The organism is Pseudomonas sp. PDM24 (genome assembly GCF_019218905.1).
GTDB lineage: Bacteria > Pseudomonadota > Gammaproteobacteria > Pseudomonadales > Pseudomonadaceae > Aquipseudomonas.
Map to the genome: position 1 here is coordinate 1,161,092 of NZ_JAHUWR010000001.1, position 19,188 is coordinate 1,180,279.

15 protein-coding genes and 1 pseudogene are annotated in these 19,188 nt (G+C 57.1%); 5 read left to right on the top strand and 11 right to left on the bottom strand.

The features are described 5' to 3' along the window. Nucleotides 1–195 precede the first annotated feature (195 nt). Nucleotides 196–1,191: pseudogene (ilvA, locus tag KW837_RS05350) on the top strand (threonine ammonia-lyase, biosynthetic); the annotation flags it as partial. Nucleotides 1,192–1,221: 30 nt separating this feature from the next. On the opposite strand, the gene eco reads toward ilvA, so the two are convergent. Continuing rightward, complete coding sequence (eco, locus tag KW837_RS05355; RefSeq protein WP_218394787.1) at nt 1,222–1,704, bottom strand: serine protease inhibitor ecotin; 483 nt, start codon at nt 1,702–1,704, stop codon at nt 1,222–1,224. Nucleotides 1,705–2,095: 391 nt separating this feature from the next. On the opposite strand from eco, the gene KW837_RS05360 reads away from it, so the two are divergent. Further along, entirely contained in the window at nt 2,096–2,365 is a 270-nt protein-coding gene (locus KW837_RS05360) for a DUF1652 domain-containing protein (RefSeq protein ID WP_218394788.1), read from the top strand. Here the strand turns inward: KW837_RS05360 and KW837_RS05365 are convergent. The 7 genes from KW837_RS05365 to KW837_RS05395 form a co-directional block, all read right to left on the bottom strand. Beyond that, entirely contained in the window at nt 2,362–2,760 is a 399-nt protein-coding gene (locus KW837_RS05365; protein ID WP_123497067.1) for a hypothetical protein, read from the bottom strand. The genes KW837_RS05360 and KW837_RS05365 overlap by 4 nt on opposite strands. Nucleotides 2,761–2,825: 65 nt before the next feature. Continuing rightward, nucleotides 2,826–3,092 carry a DUF2790 domain-containing protein gene (locus KW837_RS05370; RefSeq protein ID WP_218394789.1) on the bottom strand — a complete coding sequence of 89 codons (267 nt, stop codon included), beginning with the start codon at nt 3,090–3,092 and terminating at the stop codon, nt 2,826–2,828. A 125-nt stretch (nt 3,093–3,217) separates the two neighbouring features. After that, complete coding sequence (locus KW837_RS05375) at nt 3,218–4,243, bottom strand: D-glycerate dehydrogenase (protein ID WP_218394790.1); 1,026 nt, start codon at nt 4,241–4,243, stop codon at nt 3,218–3,220. Nucleotides 4,244–4,264: 21 nt separating this feature from the next. Then, the gene (locus KW837_RS05380) at nt 4,265–5,551 is read right to left on the bottom strand and encodes an MFS transporter (RefSeq protein WP_218394791.1); all 1,287 of its coding nucleotides are present in this window, start codon (nt 5,549–5,551) and stop codon (nt 4,265–4,267) included. Nucleotides 5,552–5,652: 101 nt separating this feature from the next. Further along, a complete protein-coding gene (locus KW837_RS05385) occupies nt 5,653–6,639 on the bottom strand; it encodes a sugar kinase (protein WP_218394792.1) in 987 nt (328 codons plus the stop codon). Continuing rightward, on the bottom strand, nt 6,632–7,414 hold the full coding sequence (locus KW837_RS05390) for a sugar phosphate isomerase/epimerase (RefSeq protein ID WP_218394793.1): 783 nt from the start codon (nt 7,412–7,414) through the stop codon (nt 6,632–6,634). The genes KW837_RS05385 and KW837_RS05390 overlap by 8 nt, the downstream gene beginning before the upstream one ends. Before the next feature lie 166 nt (nt 7,415–7,580). Then, nucleotides 7,581–8,606 (bottom strand): LacI family DNA-binding transcriptional regulator, encoded by a 1,026-nt coding sequence (locus tag KW837_RS05395; RefSeq protein WP_371317103.1) that lies wholly within the window; start codon nt 8,604–8,606, stop codon nt 7,581–7,583. 226 nt (nt 8,607–8,832) lie between these two features. On the opposite strand from KW837_RS05395, the gene KW837_RS05400 reads away from it, so the two are divergent. From KW837_RS05400 to KW837_RS05410, 3 genes are all read left to right on the top strand, one after another. Further along, nucleotides 8,833–9,636, top strand: a complete 804-nt coding sequence (locus tag KW837_RS05400) for a hypothetical protein (protein WP_218394794.1) — start codon at nt 8,833–8,835, stop codon at nt 9,634–9,636. Between the two features lie 187 nt (nt 9,637–9,823). After that, nucleotides 9,824–11,848: a hypothetical protein gene (locus tag KW837_RS05405; protein ID WP_218394795.1), complete on the top strand. Its 2,025-nt coding sequence runs from the start codon at nt 9,824–9,826 to the stop codon at nt 11,846–11,848. A gap of 214 nt (nt 11,849–12,062) precedes the next feature. Continuing rightward, complete coding sequence (locus KW837_RS05410) at nt 12,063–14,309, top strand: autotransporter outer membrane beta-barrel domain-containing protein (RefSeq protein ID WP_218394796.1); 2,247 nt, start codon at nt 12,063–12,065, stop codon at nt 14,307–14,309. A 67-nt stretch (nt 14,310–14,376) separates the two neighbouring features. Here KW837_RS05410 and KW837_RS05415 read toward each other — a convergent pair whose 3' ends face one another. The 3 genes from KW837_RS05415 to KW837_RS05425 all read right to left on the bottom strand — a co-directional run bounded on the left by KW837_RS05415 (nt 14,377) and on the right by KW837_RS05425 (nt 19,173). After that, nucleotides 14,377–14,892, bottom strand: coding sequence for a hypothetical protein (locus tag KW837_RS05415; RefSeq protein WP_218394797.1), 516 nt, complete (start codon nt 14,890–14,892; stop codon nt 14,377–14,379). A gap of 367 nt (nt 14,893–15,259) precedes the next feature. Continuing rightward, entirely contained in the window at nt 15,260–15,901 is a 642-nt protein-coding gene (locus KW837_RS05420; protein WP_218394798.1) for a DUF1345 domain-containing protein, read from the bottom strand. A gap of 173 nt (nt 15,902–16,074) precedes the next feature. Then, nucleotides 16,075–19,173 (bottom strand): efflux RND transporter permease subunit, encoded by a 3,099-nt coding sequence (locus KW837_RS05425; protein WP_218394799.1) that lies wholly within the window; start codon nt 19,171–19,173, stop codon nt 16,075–16,077. Between the last annotated feature and the right edge of the window lie 15 nt (nt 19,174–19,188).

Below are 19,188 nucleotides of genomic sequence, written 5' to 3' on the forward strand. Positions count from 1 at the left end.
TTCCACCGTATTGCGCTGCCAGCCAAGCATTATTACCGCCATTCCTTATTTGGCGGGCTAGCTCACGACTGCAGCACCCAACCCGCCCTAGAGGCGGGTTTTTACTTTCTGTCTCTTGGGTTTTGAGCTTACCGGGCGCACGCAACCGGCGTAGGAGCTGCCGACCGCGTAAACCCGGATACCAAGGAGACGACCATGAACAGCACCCCCGCCCAGCAGAGCTTGCTTGAGCACTACGTGAAAAAGATCCTCGCCGCGCCGGTTTACGAACTCGCCGTGCGCACGCCGTTGCAAGCGGCGCCGGCCTTGTCCGAGGCGTTGGGCAATCAGATCCTGCTCAAGCGCGAAGACTTGCAACCGACGTTTTCCTTCAAGATCCGTGGCGCCTACAACAAACTGGTGAACCTGAGCGATGAACACAAGGCTCGCGGCGTAATCACGGCCTCGGCGGGCAATCATGCCCAAGGCGTAGCGTTGGCGGCCCGCGAGCTGGGGATCGGCGCAACCATCGTCATGCCCTGCACGACGCCGGAATTGAAGGTGCTCGGGGTTCGCAGTCGAGGCGCCGAAGCGCTGCTGCACGGTGAGAGTTTTCCGTTTGCCCTGGAATACGCATTGAGCCTGGCACAGCAAACCGGCCGCACCTTTGTCTCGCCCTTCGACGACCCGGACGTGATCGCGGGGCAGGGCACCGTCGCCATGGAAATCCTGCGCCAGCACCAAGGGCCGCTGGACGCGATCTTCGTTCCGGTGGGCGGCGGTGGCTTGATCGCCGGTATCGCCGCGTACGTCAAATACCTGCGCCCTGAAATCCGCATCATCGGCGTCGAGTCGGAACATTCCGCCTGTTTGCAGGCTGCATTACAGGCCGGCGAACGGGTTGTGCTGCCAACCGTCGGCACCTTCGCCGATGGCGTGGCCGTCGCTCAGATCGGCGTCCATGGCTTCGAGGTCTGTCGGTTTTGCGTCGACGAGGTAATGACCGTCAGCAATGACGAACTCTGCGCCGCCATCAAGAACATCTACGACGATACCCGCTCGATCACCGAACCTTCCGGCGCCCTGGCCGTGGCCGGGATCAAGCAGTACGTGGCGCGAACCGGCGCTCGGGGTCAGACCCTGGTGGCCATTGATTCGGGCGCGAATATCAATTTCGACAGTTTGCGGCATGTGGCCGAGCGCGCCGCGTTGAGCGGCGTGCTGGCGTGAGGGCTGGTCCGATTATTCCTGAACGGCTTTCCCGACATGGCTCGACGCCGACCAGATCCGGTAGCGCACTTCGACGTCCTTGGGCACGTAGAGCACGATTGGCAATTTGCTGTTGTAGCGCAGTCTGAAACCGTCACCGACAACCGGCACGAAGTCCTTTTTGCGCTTGCCATCCGGGCAGGCCATCAGCGTGCTCATTGGGCCGGTGACTTTTTCCAGCCGGTAAAACAGATAGCCCCAGCCTTCGAGATTTTTCTCCTCGAGCATGCCGCCCAGGCGCTGACGGTTGCAGTCGACGGTGAGGGTCTTGCCGGCCAGGATCTCGACTTGATAACCGTCTTCCTGTTGTTTCGGGGCGAGGTGAATGACCTGGCGGGTAAAACCGCTCTCAGGCTTGGGATACGGCGCGACGTCTTCGAGGGTTGCGGCGTGGGCTATGGACGACAAAATGGCAACTATCAGCCCGACGGTCGTGTTAAGCGGCAAAGCACCCATGATGCCTCCTTGCGTGTGTGCGGGGTCAGCGGATACTGAATGGATGGGCCGCATTCTCACTGCCGTCCTCAGCCAATGCAAACCCACCTTCGGGGTGTTTGCAAAATGCAGGTCTTGAAGCAGAGCTTTCTTGCATTTTGCATGACGCGATGTATTGCCATTTCTCCCAAAGCCTTGATTTGCCGACGAGGCGCAGGGCGAAATCTCGGGCATGTTTTATGCTGAAGCTGTCTTGAGCTGACCACGATCCTTACTGAGTCAGCGCTGAAACAAGAAGACGGTTGGGACGTTGGAACAATGAGGTTCCCCAAGGAAGAAAAACAACGGGCGATTTTAGCTCCGACCGACATTGATTTTTGATTGGCAATCTCACAATACCGAGAGGGTGGCCATGTTTCTTTCTGCCTTGGAACTACGCAATATCGTTGAAAGCAGTTTTCTCCCGAAACGCTGCCAATGCACGCTGTCGCCGGACCTGTCGATGACCGTCAAGGTGTATTCGGACGGCGAGACTGACCATCTCGACCTGTTCGTCACCGGCATAGACGCCCATCGTCTCAACGGGTGCCGGGAAATCAATAATCTGATCGCCGAGTTACGCACCGACCTTGAGTACAACAGGCGCAGCGAGCTGTTGCACCCGACGTCAAAAGCCCATTAACCGGCCGTTTCACCGAGTTCGACCGATACGCGCCGGGTCTGGATAAACCCCAGACCCAGCGCCAATTCCACCAGGATCGCCAGCAAAATACCCGGCCCGGCATGACCATTGAGCCATTCGCCGAAGCCCAGTGCCGCCAAACCGAAACATCCCACCATAAAGCCGCTGCACATTGCGCTTCGCGCTGCCGAGGGCGGGGCCTGCCGCACCAGATAAAACATCACCCCCAATGCGCCGAACAGCACTGCACTGCGCCGGGCGATAAAGCCCGCCGCGGACGAATACTCGATACTCCAGATCGCCAACAACCCTTGCGGCATCAACCCCCAGACCAGCGCCAGCAGAAAACAAAGTGCGGCGGTGAACGTCGACAGCGTGCGAAACGAGAACTGCATGGCGAATCCTTGCGGCAGTGAGGGAAGTGCCAGAGCTTAGCGCCAGAACCCTCACAAGCCTACTGTCAGTTCTGATAGCTGCACGCGTCAGACAGTTTTTGGTACGTAATCTGCGCAGGCTCACCCGATGTGTCGATGTACTTCATGTTGGCCGTCACCACTTGGCAGTCCTGCGTTTGCGGTTCAGTCAGGGAAATGACCTTGGCCACCTGCAACGGCATGCCGTAGTGATAAGGCACGGGTTGGGAGGACGACGTCTCGTTGGCCTGAGCAAGCCCGGCGAACGCGGTGCAGGCGAGGGTGGTGATTATCAGCAGTGTTCGCGTGTTCATGGTGAATCTCCAGTGCAGAGGGGAAATCAGTTCGACTGAAGAACGTCGAACCTGCCGCACTGGGCGTCAGAGGAGCTGAGGGCGTGCGGTCCAGTAAAGTTTTGGACCATGGGGTTAAGCGATGGTTAACCGGATTGTATGCCGCCAGTCGCGAGAACCAGCTTCGGCTCTTCCTGACCCCCCCACGCCCCGGCATTCACCAGATTAGCCGGCCGCTCCCCAGCCAACGCCGCCAACAGATTATCCACCGCACACCGGGCCATCGCCTCCCGCGTCTCATGCGTCGCCGACCCGATGTGCGGCGTCGCCACCACGTTGTTCAACTGCAATAACGGCGAGTCATTGTCCAGCGGCTCACGCTCAAACACATCCAGCCCCGCCGCGCGAATCTGCTTCTGCCGCAACGCCTCGATCAGCGCCGGCTCATCCACCACCTTGCCCCGGGAAATGTTGATGAAGATCGTTTCGGGGCGCATCAGGGCGAACTGTTCAGCGCCGATCATCCCTTCGGTTGCAGCGGTCAACGGTAACGTCAGGCAAACGAAATCGGCCTGCTGCAGCAGATCGCTCAAGCTGCGGTATTGCGCGTTGAATCGCTGCTCCACCGCCGGTTTTGGCGAATGGCTGTGATACACAATCGGCATGCCAAAACCGAAATGCCCGCGTTGCGCCAGCGCCTCACCGATCCGCCCCATGCCAATAATGCCCAGCGTCTTGCCGTGTACATCGCTGCCGAAATGCGCCGGGCCGATGTTGCGGTTCCACTGGCCGGCGCGAACCATAGTGGCCAGCTCCACCACGCGTCGGGCGGTGGCCAGGATCAGGGCGAAACCGGTGTCGGCAGTAGTTTCGGTTAACACGTCAGGGGTATTGCTGAGCAGGATCCGGCGCTCGGTCAGGTAATCGATGTCGTAGTTGTCGACGCCGACGGACACGCTGGCAATGGCTTCCAGGTTCGGCGCCAGATCCAGTAACCCGGCGTCCAGTTTGAGACTGGCGCCGAGCAATCCTTGGGCACGGGGCAGGGCCCGGCGCAGTTGCGCCAAGCCCTCTGCGTCGAGGCTGTCGATCAGCGTCACCTCGGTCTGCTCATGCAAGCGAGCCATCAGCAGCGGCGAGAGTTTCTTGTACAGCACAACCTGCTTTTTCATCGTTGTCATCTCTATATCAAATCAAGAATGAGCCGCCATCGGCCGGGGCACAGCGACCCGGTCACTGGCGCCGGGCTTGAGGAAAATCGTCAGCACCACCGACAGCAGCAACGCGCCGCTCATCAGCAGATAAGAGGCACCGGGCGATCCGGTGGAGCTGTTCAGGTAACCGACCAGATAAGAGCCGCCAAACGAGCCGAGCGCGCCCATGCTGTTGATCAACGCCATGGCGCCACCGGCGACGTTGGCCGGGAGGATTTCCGGGACGATGGCGAAAAAAGGCCCGTACGGGGCGTACATGCAGGCGCCGGCAATCACCAGCAGCGTGTAGGACCACCAGAAATGTTCAGCGCCCAAGGCGTAAGAGCCATAGAAGGCAATCGAGGCGATCAACAACGGTGGCCACACGAAGCGTTTGCGTTTTTGCAGTTTGTCCGAGCCCCAGGACACCAGCAGCATGGCGATCACGGCGGCCAGGTAGGGCAACGCCGACAGCCAACCGGCTTCGATCATGTCCATTTTCGCCCCAGCCTTGAGGATCGACGGCAGCCACAACACGAAACCGTAGACGCCGATGCTCCAGCAGAAAAACTGCAAGGCAAGGATGATCACTTTTGGCGAGCGGAAGGCTTCGGCGTAGTTTTTCACCGCTTTGATGCCGACCTGTTCGGCGGCCAGGGCGCTTTCCAGATCCTGCTTTTCCTGGTCGCTCAGCCACTTGGCCTGAGCCGGACGATCATCGGCCAGCCGCCACCAGATAAACGCCCACAGCACCGCCGGCAAGCCTTCAATGATGAACATCCAGCGCCAGCTGAAATGCTGGATCAGGTAGCCCGACACCACCGACATCCAAAGCATGGTCACCGGGTTGCCGAGGATCAGGAACGTGTTCGCGCGCGAGCGTTCGGCACGGGTGAACCAATGGCACAGGTACACCAGCATGGCCGGCATCACGGCGGCTTCGACCACGCCGAGCATGAAGCGAATCACGATCAGCCAGTAGGCGTTGGAGACGATCCCGGTCAAGGTCGCCAGGCCGCCCCAGAGGATCAGGCTGACGAAAATCAGCTTCTTCACGCTGTGCTTCTGGGCGTAGATCGCGCCCGGAATCTGGAAGAAGAAATAACCGAGGAAGAACAGTGCGCCGAGCAAGGACGACAGCCCGGGGGTGATCATCAGGTCTGCAGCCATTCCGGAGGCGGCGGCGAATCCATAGTTGGCGCGGTCCAGATACGCTAGGCTGTAGGTGATGAACACGATCGGCATGATGTACCACCAGCGGCGGGTGGCCAGTGTTGCGGTTTTCATAGTGATGCTCCTGAGCTTGTTGTTTTTGTCGCAGCAGGTAACGGTTTTGAATCGGTTTTTTGCGGTGACTGTTAGGGCCTCTTCGCGGGCAAGCCTCGCTCCTACGGGATCGCGCAAGACCTGTAGGAGCGAGGCTTGCCCGCGAAGGCGGCCTCAAATTCAGCATCCATTTCGGCTCGGGTGGGCAACCCCTCCATATCCCCACGGCTCTGCACCGCGCGGCTACCAATCCAGTTGGCACGCTGCACCGCTTGGGCAACGCTGTGGTTTTCCAGCAGGGCGCTGATCAGGCCGACGGCAAACCCGTCACCGGCACCGACCGTATCGACCACCGTTTCCACCGGCACGCCTGCAACGAAACCTTCATCCAGATGCGTTCGGTAATACGCACCGCCCGGCCCGAGCTTGATCGCTACGGCTTCAGTGCCTTGGTCGAGATAAAACGCCGCGATGTCGGCGGGGGCTTCGAAACCGGTCAGCAAACGCCCTTCGCTCAAACCCGGCAGCACCCAATGGGCGAGGGCGGCGAGGCGGTTGATCTCGCGGATCATCTGTTGTTCGCTGGCCCACAGACTCGGACGCAGGTTCGGGTCGAACGACACGCTGCGCCCGGCATTGCGCATGCGGGTCATCAGCTCGAAAGACATTTCCCGGACCGCTTCCGACAGCGCCGGGGGAATGCCCGTGGCGTGCAAGTGCCGAGCCTCGAGCAGTTGCGGGGCAATGGATTGCACCGACAAATGACTGGCGGCCGAGCCACGGCGGAAGTACTCAACAGCCGGATCGCTTCCATCGTCAGTGCGGGACTTGAGTTGAAACCCGGTGGGGTGCGCCGGGTCGATGTCGACATGGCTGCAATCCAGGCCTTCTTTCTCCAGCGTATCGATGACGAACCTGCCGAGCGAGTCCGCGCCAACCCGGCTCAGCCAGGCGACGTTGAACCCCAACCGCGACAAGCCAATGGCGACATTACTGTCGGCCCCGGCAATGCGCTTGTGGAATTGGCTGACGTCAGCCAGTTCACCGTTCTGCTCGGCGACGAACATCGCCATGGTCTCGCCAAACGACAGAAGATCGATCTCAAACATGAGCAGGCTCCTGGCGGGGTTGACCGAGGCGGGCGAGGACGGCGACATGCTCGGCGGTCAACTGCACCAGGTCATCACCTTGCAGCGGATACTCCGCCGCACGCATCACGCCGTGATCCATGTGCCGCAGCAGTTGGCCCCACAGATGCAGGTCGCTGGCAGCCGGCGGCACCGCCACCAGTTTGCCGTCGGCCCGCCGTGCCGCGGCTTTGCAATGCACATAGCCGACGTATCGACCAAGCAACCGCGCGGCGCTGTCGGCGGATTGGTCCTGCCATTGCCAGTTGCCGATGTCGAAAGTCATTTTAATCGGCAGGTTGTGCTGCTCCACCTCGGCGAAGAAACGCTGGAAGGGTTCGATTCGGCCACCGTGCAAGGTCTGGTCGTTTTCCACCAGCAGCTGTACCGGGCTCTGTTGCAACGCAAGCGCGAGTGTTTGCAGATCATTGTTGTCGGTGAAATAGCCCAGGGAGACTTTCAGCCATTGGGCGCCGAATGACTCGGCACGCTCCAGGGTCGGGAGCAGTTCAGGATTGGGTGTCGACTGCCCGGCCAGCCATAATTCCATCGGTGAGGAATAGATGCTTTCCAGGCCCCGGGATTGCGTGGCGCTGGCCAATTGCGTGGGGTCTTCGAGTGTCAGCAGCTCTTCGCGCCATTCAATATGCGTGGCGCCGGCAGCGGACAGCACCTCGACAAAACTGCCTTGGCCGCGTTGGCGGACGAGGTCGGCGCCGTAGCTGGACAGGCTGATGGAAACGGGTGGTTTGTTCATTGTTATTCACCTCTGAAACCGGTTTCATTTTTGGTCAAAAAAATATTGATGTGAGTTGTGGGGTGGTCTTTGGGGCCTCTTCGCGGGCAAGCCTCGCTCCTACAGGGATCTGTGGCGTACACAAAACCTGTAGGAGCGAGGCTTGCCCGCGAAGAGGCCCGAACATTCACCGAAGATTCCCCAGGGTCGACCCCCGAACAATCAACCGCGCCGGAAAATCCAGCATCCGCACCGGCCCATCATCCCCACGCAGCCGCTTGAGCAAACACTCAAACGCACTCGCACCCATCTCCGCCGTCGGCTGGGCGAGGGCGGTAATCCCGCTCCCCACCAGCGGATACCAATCCAGATCATCCAGGGCAATCAGCCCGACATCCCCGAACAGGTTGCACTTCAACTCACGCAACGAATGAGTACTGGCCAGCGCGGCGATACCGTTGGCGCAAAACAGCGCTTTCGGGCCCGCGCCAGGCGTTTGCAGAAAGGCTTTCAAACGATCGGTCAGATCGCCGCCGGTTTCGACCACAGCCCCTGAGAGCGCCGGACGCCGCTCGATCTGCGCCTTGAAACTGCTGACCCGCTCGATCCGCGAACTGGTGCCGTCATACGGCTCGGTGACCATCAGCACATCGCGATAACCGCGCTCTTCAAGGTGGGCAACGGCCATCTCGACCGCGGCCGGATTATCCAGCCCCACCAGATCGCTCTCGAGCTGCTCGACCTTGCGATCCACCAGCACCATCGGCATTTCCTGATGCAGTTCGCGCAGTTCATCCCGGTGATGACCGAGGGTGTTCACAATCAAGCCTTCGATGTTGTACGAGCGCAGCAACGCCAGGTGTTGACGCTCTTGCTCGTCATCGCGATCGGTGTTGCACACCACCAGGCTGTAGCCGTGCTGACGGCAAGCGGTTTCCACCCCGTGCATCACGGCAATCGAATAAGGGTTACGGATATCGGCCACCAACATGCCGATCAGACGAGTTCGCCCACGTTTCAGGCCGCGGGCCATCTGGTTCGGGCGATAGCCCAATTCGGCAATCGCCTGCTCGATGCGCAGGGCGATGGCATCGGAGAGCAGGGAGCGGTCATCGCCGATGAAGCGCGAGACGCTGGCTTTGGACACGCCTGCATGTTCGGCGACGTCGAGCATGGTGACGCGACTGCGTTGGGCGGCGGAGAAGTCGTTCACGGTTTTCAACCTTGTTATTGGAGTTTGTGCAGGCTGGCTATGAAACCGGTTTCAGAGAACATCATTCGCGAGGATGCGTCAAGCCCGGGACATCCTACTGCGTAGGAAAAAACCGACAAACGGTAGCATTACCTGTCAGATATGACAGTAGCCACACCACTGAACTAGGCGCTTAATTTCTTTCAGTACCAACGAATAATTCTGTGACCATCAAAGGACTTGCGACATGGCGCCCAATAAACCTCTGACATTCGATGCGCCAAAAGTTGAAGGTGTAGATGATCCCGATGTTGATCCGGAGGGTCATATTCCACTTCCATTGCTGCTCACAGGTGTTGATGTAATCGTACCTTTATGGAAGGAGCCGGCGACGGAACCGGGGGAAAGGGACATTTTGACGGTTCGCTTTGAGCAACCCGGACAAATACCTGTAAAGATAGAAAATATTTATACTCCGGCGGACATGAAGCCTGAGTTTATTATTCATATTGGTCCGGAACATCTGCTAAATAATGGCGTCGGGGAGTTGTGGTATGAGTTGCTTGATACGGCCGATAATCCATCATCTTCATATCGTCGTAAACTGACAATAGATCACGCTCCAATACAGAACGATGTTGAGGAGCCTCATTTTTTATATAAAAATGATGAGGGCTATTATAATTGCTACACCGAGCCGCCAATATGGCTTGGTGTACATGTTGTTGTTCCTCCGCTCACATTATTTAAAATTGGCGATAGATGCGAAGTTACATGGAAAGGGTATCCCTCGCTGAATGGTAGTGGCCCCGAAATTGTTTCTGCGCGCTGGGTCAATGTACGCCAAAATTTGAGCGATAAAGATATTCGGGAGGGATATCCGCTCGTAGTTGGACCCTACGACATACATATAAAGCCGATGGTGAAAAATTCTTCCGCCACCCTTGTTTATGAAATATATCGTGGAGCCAGGCTTGTAGGTGTGTCAAAAACAGCACTGGCCAGAATTGACAGAATTATATCGGGTGACGATCTTCCATGCGGGCCTTGAACAATGACTTGCAAAGTGGGGTATTGAAAAGTCAGCAAGAGATGGAAGTTCAGTGCTGCAGGGGTGTTTGTAGGTTTATCGATGTAAGTTGCAGTGTTGTTAAGTAGATAACGATGGCGTGGGCGCAACTGACGAGCAGTTTGTTATTTATCGTTGCGCTATCTAACTTTGATATGTGGAGACGATTATGAACGCAATAGTTGAGCGGGCCAGACTGTCCAGGAAAGCAGCATCTCAAACAAAAACCTCGGTAGCTAACGTGCTTGCTGACCCGCCTGTCGCGGCCACTTTTCCAGGACAGGATATTCCTGGCGATCTGCGGATCCATACCCGATACCTTTCGGCAGATCTGGATTATCTTGTTGGCAAGCCGCCACTTGAAGATGATGACGATTATTTACAACCGCAAATTCGTAAAAAAGAAACCGTTCCCGGTCCATGGATAGATATCCTCGAGGATGTATACCTAGCATTGGGTCCAGTAGCCAATCGAGACTGGAACGAGCCCTTCAAAATTCCGCAAAGTTTTTTGAAAGAAGAACTCGAGCCCGAAACCCCGACTGAATGGGAGTTTCAATACATTTATTGGGCCGGTGGTACGAACGATGTGGCGTCCGCCATTGCCACTTTCGCTATTGACCGAACTTACCCCTATAAAGAAAAGAAGCCGGCCTCTGACCGTACGCCGGGCGCCCCTACATGGCCTGCCGATCTGCCACCAGGCGCGCCAATTGATGAAGCTTATCTCGACGGCAAGACCGTTATCATTGTCAAGCCAGCCATCCCGCGAACAAATTACTTGGCAAGTGATATCTACAAGTTCTACTTTGGTCCGACGCCCGATCCGTCACGGGACACTCCTGTTTATAATGCACCATTGTCAGCAAGCCAGGAGGCTGAAATTCCGGTGGCTGTTTTTACAAATGCCGCTGACGGTGCCAACCTGCTGATGTATGTAGCAGAAGACGCGGCGGGTAATGTCGCGCGTCCATCAAGCTCCAGCCAGCGCACTGTGGCCCATACACCAAATCCCGATCCCGCCACGGTTTTCCCGCCAATTGTGACGTTGGCCAATGGCGAGAATGGCGACGGTCTAATCGATTACAAGGACGTTCAAGTTCTTCCACAGGGTGTAGAGTTCAAAGTAAAAGTTCCCACGCCGAATGCACAAAACGACACGATCGTCGGTTATTGGGGAGGGCAGCAGGCGGGGGCAGAGCAGCGAGTAGGGACTAACACTGAGCTGACATTTCATGCAGCTGCCGATCTCGTCGAACAAGTGTATGGCGATACAGATGGTATCGTTCGCACAACCGTGAGTTTCAAAATGTTCCGTCGTCTCGAAAATCTCGCTGAGGATGACGTCGTTATTGATGTGGATATTTCACGCATCGGTCCGGACGTGATGGCCCCTCCCAGGTTGACCACGACAAAAGGGAGTACCAACGAAATATTGGAAGCAGATTTCGGTGATACTGGCATACAAGCCCACATTGATGTTTTTGCGACACCTCCGACAGAAGAAGGCTGGTTTATCGATCTCTTTTATGACGACGTAAAGTTTGCATCTCCCATTGCCCTGACGACGGGGCAAGAAGGTACAACCATTTCCAGAAACCTGCCTTGGAATATAGTTGAAGCGCAGGAGCATGGAACAAAGAAATTACGCTATGAGTTGTATACGCTCACGGGGACTAATCGGAATGAGTCCGATCCGCGGGATATTCTTGTAGAACCCTTTCCGATTCAAATGGTGGCGCCGGAAATATTGAATCTTGCTGGCCCCGCGAGAAGAATCGGATGCGCGACTCTGAATTTCCCTACCGCAACGAATCCGGGGGATGGCACTGAAAGGAGGAATTTGCTAGTGCGTATATTGCCAAACACATACACGGTGGATGGTGAGACTATTACAGTGAATTACGTAGCGTATCCCAAAGATGATCCAGCTACACCCATTCCAGATACAGATGCTGTGGCTACGTATCCAATATCGGGTGCATTCCCTACAGAGGGGGTTGTTATTGAAATAGGCGATTACGAGGAAGACTTCAAACCTGCACACCAGGCATTGGGTCATGTTACTTATTCTATTTCGCGCGGAGGGGCAGGGAATAATCCTACGCCCGACTCGGCAGCGGCGATCCGTGAGTTGGACCTGGATGACAGTGAGGGTCGCTACTGCGAAGAGTTTGTTATACCGACCCCCTAAATAGAAATCAGATCAAGGGGCGGCGAGGCTGGAGAACTCGCCGCACCTTTTTGGCAGTGAAATCCTTCAAACAAGAGGATGTGAGGAATATTCACCGGTATATAAGGATTAATCCTACATAGATTTGTGTAACCGCCGGGTAGTCTGCCAGCCCTCAAACGGCTGGTCGTTCGGAACGCCAGTGCTCAAGCTTTAATCAGGTAGGTGATCAGGTATGTGGAGAACATTGACACTCAATTCGAACGGTACAATCAGCTATGCAATTTTAAGCACATCGCTGCTGTCCTTTTTTATTTCATCGGCATCTGCAGCGCCCGTTGTCGGAAGAGAGGAAGTCGTCAGTGGTGGAGCACCGGAACGTTGGGACCTTAGCCAGGGCGCTACGTTAACGGTCAATGGTGCACAAACGCTCGCGATCAACTCTGATAGTTCTATCCTCAACGTAAACGTTGGCAGTACCACCCAGCAGATATCGGCCCGCAATGGGTCAACGGTTTACCTGAACGGCGCCACCGTTTCAGGTACTGGCGGACTGGCCGCTGTTCTTCTGAGCAACAGCGATGCAACGATCGACAAAAGTACTATCACGAGTAATCGTATAGGGCTCCAGGCGGTTCGTGACTTCACTACCCAAATAGGCTCCAAGGTTACGGTAGGCAATAGCACAATCAGCGGTAACCTTGGTGGCGCACTGGTCAGTGCTTTCAGTACGCTGGATCTTGTCGATTCAACGCTTATGGGCACCGGCGCCACAAGTTACGGGCTTCGATTGCGTAGCGGCCAGGCATCAGCCAAGAGCAGCTGGATCATCGGTGGGAAAGAGGGTGTAGTGATCGATCTTGACCCTAATGAAGTCCAGCCCGCAGTACTGAACCTGGATAACGCCACGGTTCAGGGGCAAACCGGTTCGGCAATTCTGGTCGACTTTGGCAACACTTCAAACTCGACAGCAACTGTTTCATTGACCCAATCTCATTTGCTTGCCGGCAACGGGACGTTGTTGGATGTAAGAGGCGGAGCGATTACTTCTTTGTTCGTCAACGACAGCCATCTGACGGGTAACATCGTTACGGAGCAGGGCAGTACGACACATTTGACGCTGCAAGACAGTTCCACCTTGACTGGACGTTTGGAGAACGTGTCCAGCGCCACTATCAACGACGGTTCCAGTTGGGTAATGGCGGCTGACGGCAGCATTGATCAACTCACGCTTAACCATGGCGGGTCGGTGGTATTCGGCGCCAACGACGTGTTCTATCAACTGAATGTCACTTCGCTGTCCGGTAGCGGCCGGTTTTTGATGGGAACCGATTTCGCCACCGGCCAGACCGACTTGTTGAATGTCACCGGTAACGCCAGTGGTACGCACGAGTTGGTGATTGCGAGCAGTGGAGTTGACCCTGCCACCGGACAGCCTATCCGCGTCGTCCAGACAGCAGGAGGAGATGCACAGTTCTTCATGACCCGTGCTGTCGATCTGGGTACCTACTCTTACGGTCTGACAAAAAGTGGCAATGATTGGGTACTTGACCCCAGCACTCGAACGGTCAGCCCGGGCGCACGTTCAGTTCTCGCCCTGTTCAACACCCCCTCGACAATATGGCTCGGCGAGTTGACCTCATTGCGTACTCGCATGGGGGAACTGCGTTTCAATGGAGGGCGCGCCGGAGCCTGGGGCCGCACCTATGGCAACAAATACAATGTGGCCGATGGCTCCGGCGTCGGTTACCAGCAAACCCAACAAGGTTTTACCCTGGGAGCCGACGCACCGCTGCCGATTGGCGACGGCCAATGGTTAGTGGGAGCGATGGCGGGACACAGTAAATCAGACCTCAATCTTGATGCGGGTACCTCAGGGCGTGTCGACAGCTACTATTTGGGCGCGTACGCGACCTGGCTCGATCCGCGCTCCGGTTTTTACTTTGACGGCGTATTGAAAGCCAACCGCTTCCGTAACGAAGCGAAAGTCGGGCTGAGCGACGGAAAGCGGGCTAAAGGCGACTATGACAACACCGGTCTTGGCGGATCGATCGAGGTGGGTCGTCATCTGCCCCTTGGCAACGGGTACTTCGTTGAGCCCTTCACCCAATGGTCTGCGGTCGTGGTTCAGGGCAAAGACTTTTCCCTCGACAATGACCTGCAAGCTGAAGGGGATCGTATGCGCTCCCTTATCGGCAAGGCCGGCGCAACGGTTGGTCGCAGTATCGAACTGGAAAAGGGTCGGGTCCTGCAGCCTTACCTGCGTGCCGCCTGGGCTCATGAGTTTGCCAAAAACAACGAAGTCCAGGTCAACAACAACGTATTCAACAATGACCTGTCCGGGTCACGGACGGAGTTGGCGACCGGTGTTGCCATGGCATTGACCAATAACTTCCATGTGCATGCTGATTTTGAATACAGTAACGGCCGGAACATCGAACAACCGTTGGGCATCAATATCGGCGGTCGTTACGAGTGGTAAAAAGATTGATTGAATGATTGTAAAAAAGGAAGCCTGGGCTTCCTTTTTTACTTCATGCCCCCCGTCATCAGGCGGCGCGGTTGCGCTGTTGGGGGGGCGTGTACCTGACGAGATTGTTGATGGCTTCGAATATCACATTAATGGTTAGCTGGACCGGTGTTTCATCGTCTCGATATTCAACAATTACATCTTTCAGTTCACCACTGAAAACACCAGTGTTTTGATCAACGCTCAATTCCGCTTTTCCACTGACTTGCATGTAGATATTTGTAGAATTCTCATCGCTATCTATGAACGTGAGCCTGACAGCGGACGCATCAGGTGTCAGATCGTAAGTGCCATCAGCAGAACCTTTGGTGAAAGAAAGAATGATTTCTTTCGTAGCCGACCCCTGCTGACTGCGTTGACGGGCAAACATGCGGTAGGCCTCACCATGCGGTGGCTCGTATTGCTCCAGAGAGAGCTCAACCAATCCTGCCTTGAAATCCTCGGAGCTATTCAATTTTCCTTCGCAAACTCCAGCTCGGACGGCCTGTCTGGTGTTGGGTTTTTTCATGATCATCAAGGTGGTCTCCATAGTCATCACAAAGTATCCCGCTCTATAAAGACTACTATCGGGATGAGGTATCAAACCGTTAATAGGTCTGGCTGTAAACTGTCAGAGTTGACAGTTTACAGCGGGTAATTTTTGTGCGTTATTTGGTGTGACACCTCAACGCCGGACATGGATCGTCTATATATTTTTTAATTTGTGCAAGCGGTTCAATTGGCGAGGAGTTGGTTGAGTCGTTGTCGTTTTAGTGGTGTATCCAGGTGTAGGCGGGTATGGCTTCCCAGCCATGCCCAACTTGTCAGGCATGGAAGCGAAACGCAAAAAAAAATGATAGTCAACGTTAATACCCGCAGCTGCGCCCGTGCCGAGGGTGATGGCTAGAACGTTTGTGCAGGGATCAGTTGAACAGTCCCGCCGCGATGTTGATCGAAAACCCGAGAATGGCCGTGTTGAACAGAAAGCCGATCAGCGACTGCGCCAGGACAATCTTGCGCAAATCCCGAGTCGCCACGCCGACATCGGACGTCTGGACCGCCGCGCTGATGGTGAAAGAGAAATACAGGAAGTCCCAGTAGTTGGGCGTTGTCAGGCCTTCAGCAAAACGCAGAGCGGGGTCTTTGCCGCCCCAGGTGTAGAACAGACGGGCGTAGTGCACGCTGAAAATCACCCCGATCAGCAGCCATGAACCGATTACGGTCAATGCCGTAAAGCCGTAGTGCAACAGTTTGCGGGTCGTTTCCAGGTCCCTGCTGCCGGCCAGCTCAAAGGCGATGGTCGCCAGGCTCGCCAACGCGGCGATGCATACAACAAACAGCACCAGACCGGCGTTTTCGTCTTCGACCTCGGCAATGCGTTTCACATCCGGCGCTTTGGCACGCGCGGTGAGCCAGAGCATCAGGACCAGGTAAGCCCAGACACCGGCATTCCAGCCGAAAAGGATTTTGCTGATGATCGAGTCGGCCGGAGCCAGAATGCCCACCGCGATGCCGAGTGTGGCCGCGGCGGACAGGCGAGGGTGGGTGCGGGCGAGTAGAGGCATGGGAACTCGATGGGCCTGGGTGTCTAAACACCTTAGCCCAGGTTGTGACCACAACGATAATCCCTTGTAGGAGCGAGGCTTGCCCGCGAAGAGGCCGTCACATTCAACATTAATGTCGACTGACGCACCGCCTTCGCGGGCAAGCCTCGCTCCTACAGGGGATGTGTTGTGGCTTAGATGTTTTTGTGGCGCTTGCGCACCAGTTTCATCACCACCACAAAAAACACCGGTACAAACACCACCGCCAGGGTCGCGGTGATCATCCCGCCAATCACCCCGGTGCCGATGGCTTGCTGGCTCGCCGAGCTGGCCCCGGTGGCAATCGCCAATGGCACCACGCCAAGGATGAATGCCAGTGACGTCATGACAATCGGCCGCAGGCGCAAGCGTGCGGCTTGCAGGGTGGCGTCGATCAGATCATGGCCTTCGTCGTACAGGCTCTTGGCGAATTCGATGATCAGGATCGCGTTCTTCGCCGACAGGCCAATGATGGTAATCAGCCCGACCTTGAAGAACACATCGTTGGGCATCCCGCGCAGGGTCACGGCCAGTACCGCACCGAGCACACCCAGCGGCACCACCAGCAACACCGAGCTCGGAATCGACCAACTCTCGTACAGCGCCGCCAGGCACAAGAACACGATCAGCAACGACAGCCCAAGCAGAATCGGTGCCTGACTGCCGGACAAACGTTCCTGCAACGATAGCCCGGTCCATTCCTGCCCCAATCCCGCCGGCCCTTGCGCCACCAATCGCTCGATTTCCGCCATGGCTTCGCCAGTGCTGTAGCCGGGCGCCGGTTCGCCGGAAATGCTGATGGCCGGGTAGCCGTTGTAACGGGTTAATTGCGCCGGGCCCTGGGTCCAGTTGGCCCGAACGAAAGCCGACAACGGCACCATGTTCTCGCCGTTGTTACGCACGTGAATCTTCAGCAGGTCGTCGACCTGACTGCGCTGATCGCCTTCAGCCTGGACCACCACTCGCTGCATCCGTCCCTGATTGGGAAAGTCGTTGATGTAGGCCGACCCTACGGCGGTGGACAGCACGTTGCCGATGTCGGCAAACGAAATGCCCAAGGCGTTGGCTTGCTTGCGATCGACTTCCAGTTGCACCTGCGGCGCTTCGGCCAAGGCGCTTTCGCGCACGTTCATCAAGACCGGGCTCTTCTCGGCGGCGGCCAGCAATTGGCTGCGCGCCTGCATCAGCGTGGCGTGGCCAAGGCCGCCCCTGTCTTGCAGGCGGAACTCAAAACCACTGGAAGTGCCGAGTCCATCGACCGGCGGCGGCAGGACCGCGAAGGCCATGGCATCCTTGATCTGACTGAGCGCGATGTTGGCGCGGTCGGCAATCGAACTCGCCGAGTCGTCGCTGCCCCGATCCGACCAATCCTTGAGCGTAGTGAACGCCAGTGCGGCGTTCTGCCCGCTGCCGGAGAAGCTGAAACCGAGAATCACCGTGCTGTCGCCGACGCCCGGTTCGGTGGCGTTGTGTGCTTCGATCTGCTCGACCACCTGCACCGTGCGATTCTTGCTCGCGCCGGGTGGAAGCTGGATGTCGGTGATGGTGTAACCCTGGTCTTCCACCGGCAGGAACGAGGAGGGCAGACGACTGAAGCACAACCCCAGACCGATCAGCAGCACGCCGTAGATCAACAGGTAACGCCCGGTGCGTTTCAGTGCATAGGCGACCCAGCCCTGATAACGCTCGGTCAGTTGTTCAAAGCGCCGGTTGAACCAGCCGAAGAAACCGCCCTTGGCGTGGTGTTCGCCCTGGGCAATCGGCTTGAGCAGCGTCGCACACAGCGCCGGGGTCAAGGTCAGGGCGAGGAATGCCGAGAACAGGATCGACGTGGCCATGGAGAGCGAGAACTGCTGGTAAATCACCCCGACCGAACCCTGCATGAACGCCATCGGAATGAACACCGCCACCAGCACCAGGGTAATGCCGATGATCGCCCCGGTGATCTGCTTCATCGCCTTGCGCGTCGCGTCCTTGGGCGACAGGCCTTCGGTGGCCATGATCCGCTCGACGTTCTCCACCACCACAATCGCGTCGTCCACCAGAATGCCGATGGCCAACACCATGCCGAACATGGTCAGCACGTTGATCGAAAAGCCCAGCGCAAGCATGGTCGCGAAAGTCCCCATCAGCGCCACCGGCACCACCAGGGTCGGGATCAGCGTGTAGCGGATGTTTTGCAGGAACAGGAACATCACCGCAAACACCAGCACCATCGCCTCGATGAGGGTGTAGACCACCTTGGTAATCGAGACTTTGACGAAGGGCGAAGTGTCGTACGGAATCTTGTATTCCACGCCGGCCGGGAAGTAGCGCGCCAGTTCATCCATCTTCGCCCGTACCAGCGTCGCGGTGCTCAGGGCATTGGCGCCTGGCGACAGTTGCACGCTGACGGCGGTGGACGGCTTGCCGTTCAGGCGCGTGGAAAACTGATATTCCTGGCTGCCGATCTCCACCCGCGCGACATCGCGGATGCGCACGGTTGAACCGTCCGGATTGGCTTTGAGCACGATGTCGGCGAATTCTTCAGGCGTCGACAACTGACCTTTGACCAGAATGGTCGCGGTGATTTCCTGGGTGGTGCGGGTCGGCAAGTCGCCGATGCTGCCCGCGGAAACCTGAGCGTTTTGCGCAACGATGGCGGCGTTGACGTCGGCCGGGGTCAGGTTGAAACCGATCAGCTTGTGCGGGTCGATCCAGATCCGCATCGCCCGTTCGGCACCGTATAACTGCGCCTTGCCGACGCCGTCCAGACGCTTGATCTCGTTCATCACATTGCGCGCCAGGTAGTCGCTGAGCGCCACGTCGTCGAGCTTGCCATCGCTGGAGGTGAGGGTGATCAGCAGCAGGAAACCGGCGGAGACTTTCTCCACCTGCAAGCCTTGCTGAGTGACCGCTTGCGGCAAGCGCGACTCGACTACTTTGAGGCGGTTTTGCACGTCGACCTGCGCCATTTCCGGGTCAGTGCCTGGTTGGAAAGTCGCGGTGATGGTGGCGCTGCCGAGGCTACTCTGGGATTCGAAATACAGCAGATGGTCCGCGCCGTTGAGCTCTTCCTCGATCAGGCTGACCACGCTTTCATCCACGGTCTGCGCCGAAGCGCCTGGGTAGGTGGCATAGATTTCGACTTTCGGCGGCGCAACGTTCGGGTACTGCGCCACCGGCAACTGGACAATGGCCAGCGCACCGGCGAGCAGGATGAACAAGGCGATCACCCAGGCGAACACCGGGCGGTCGATAAAGAACTGCGGCATAAAAAAGCGTCCTGC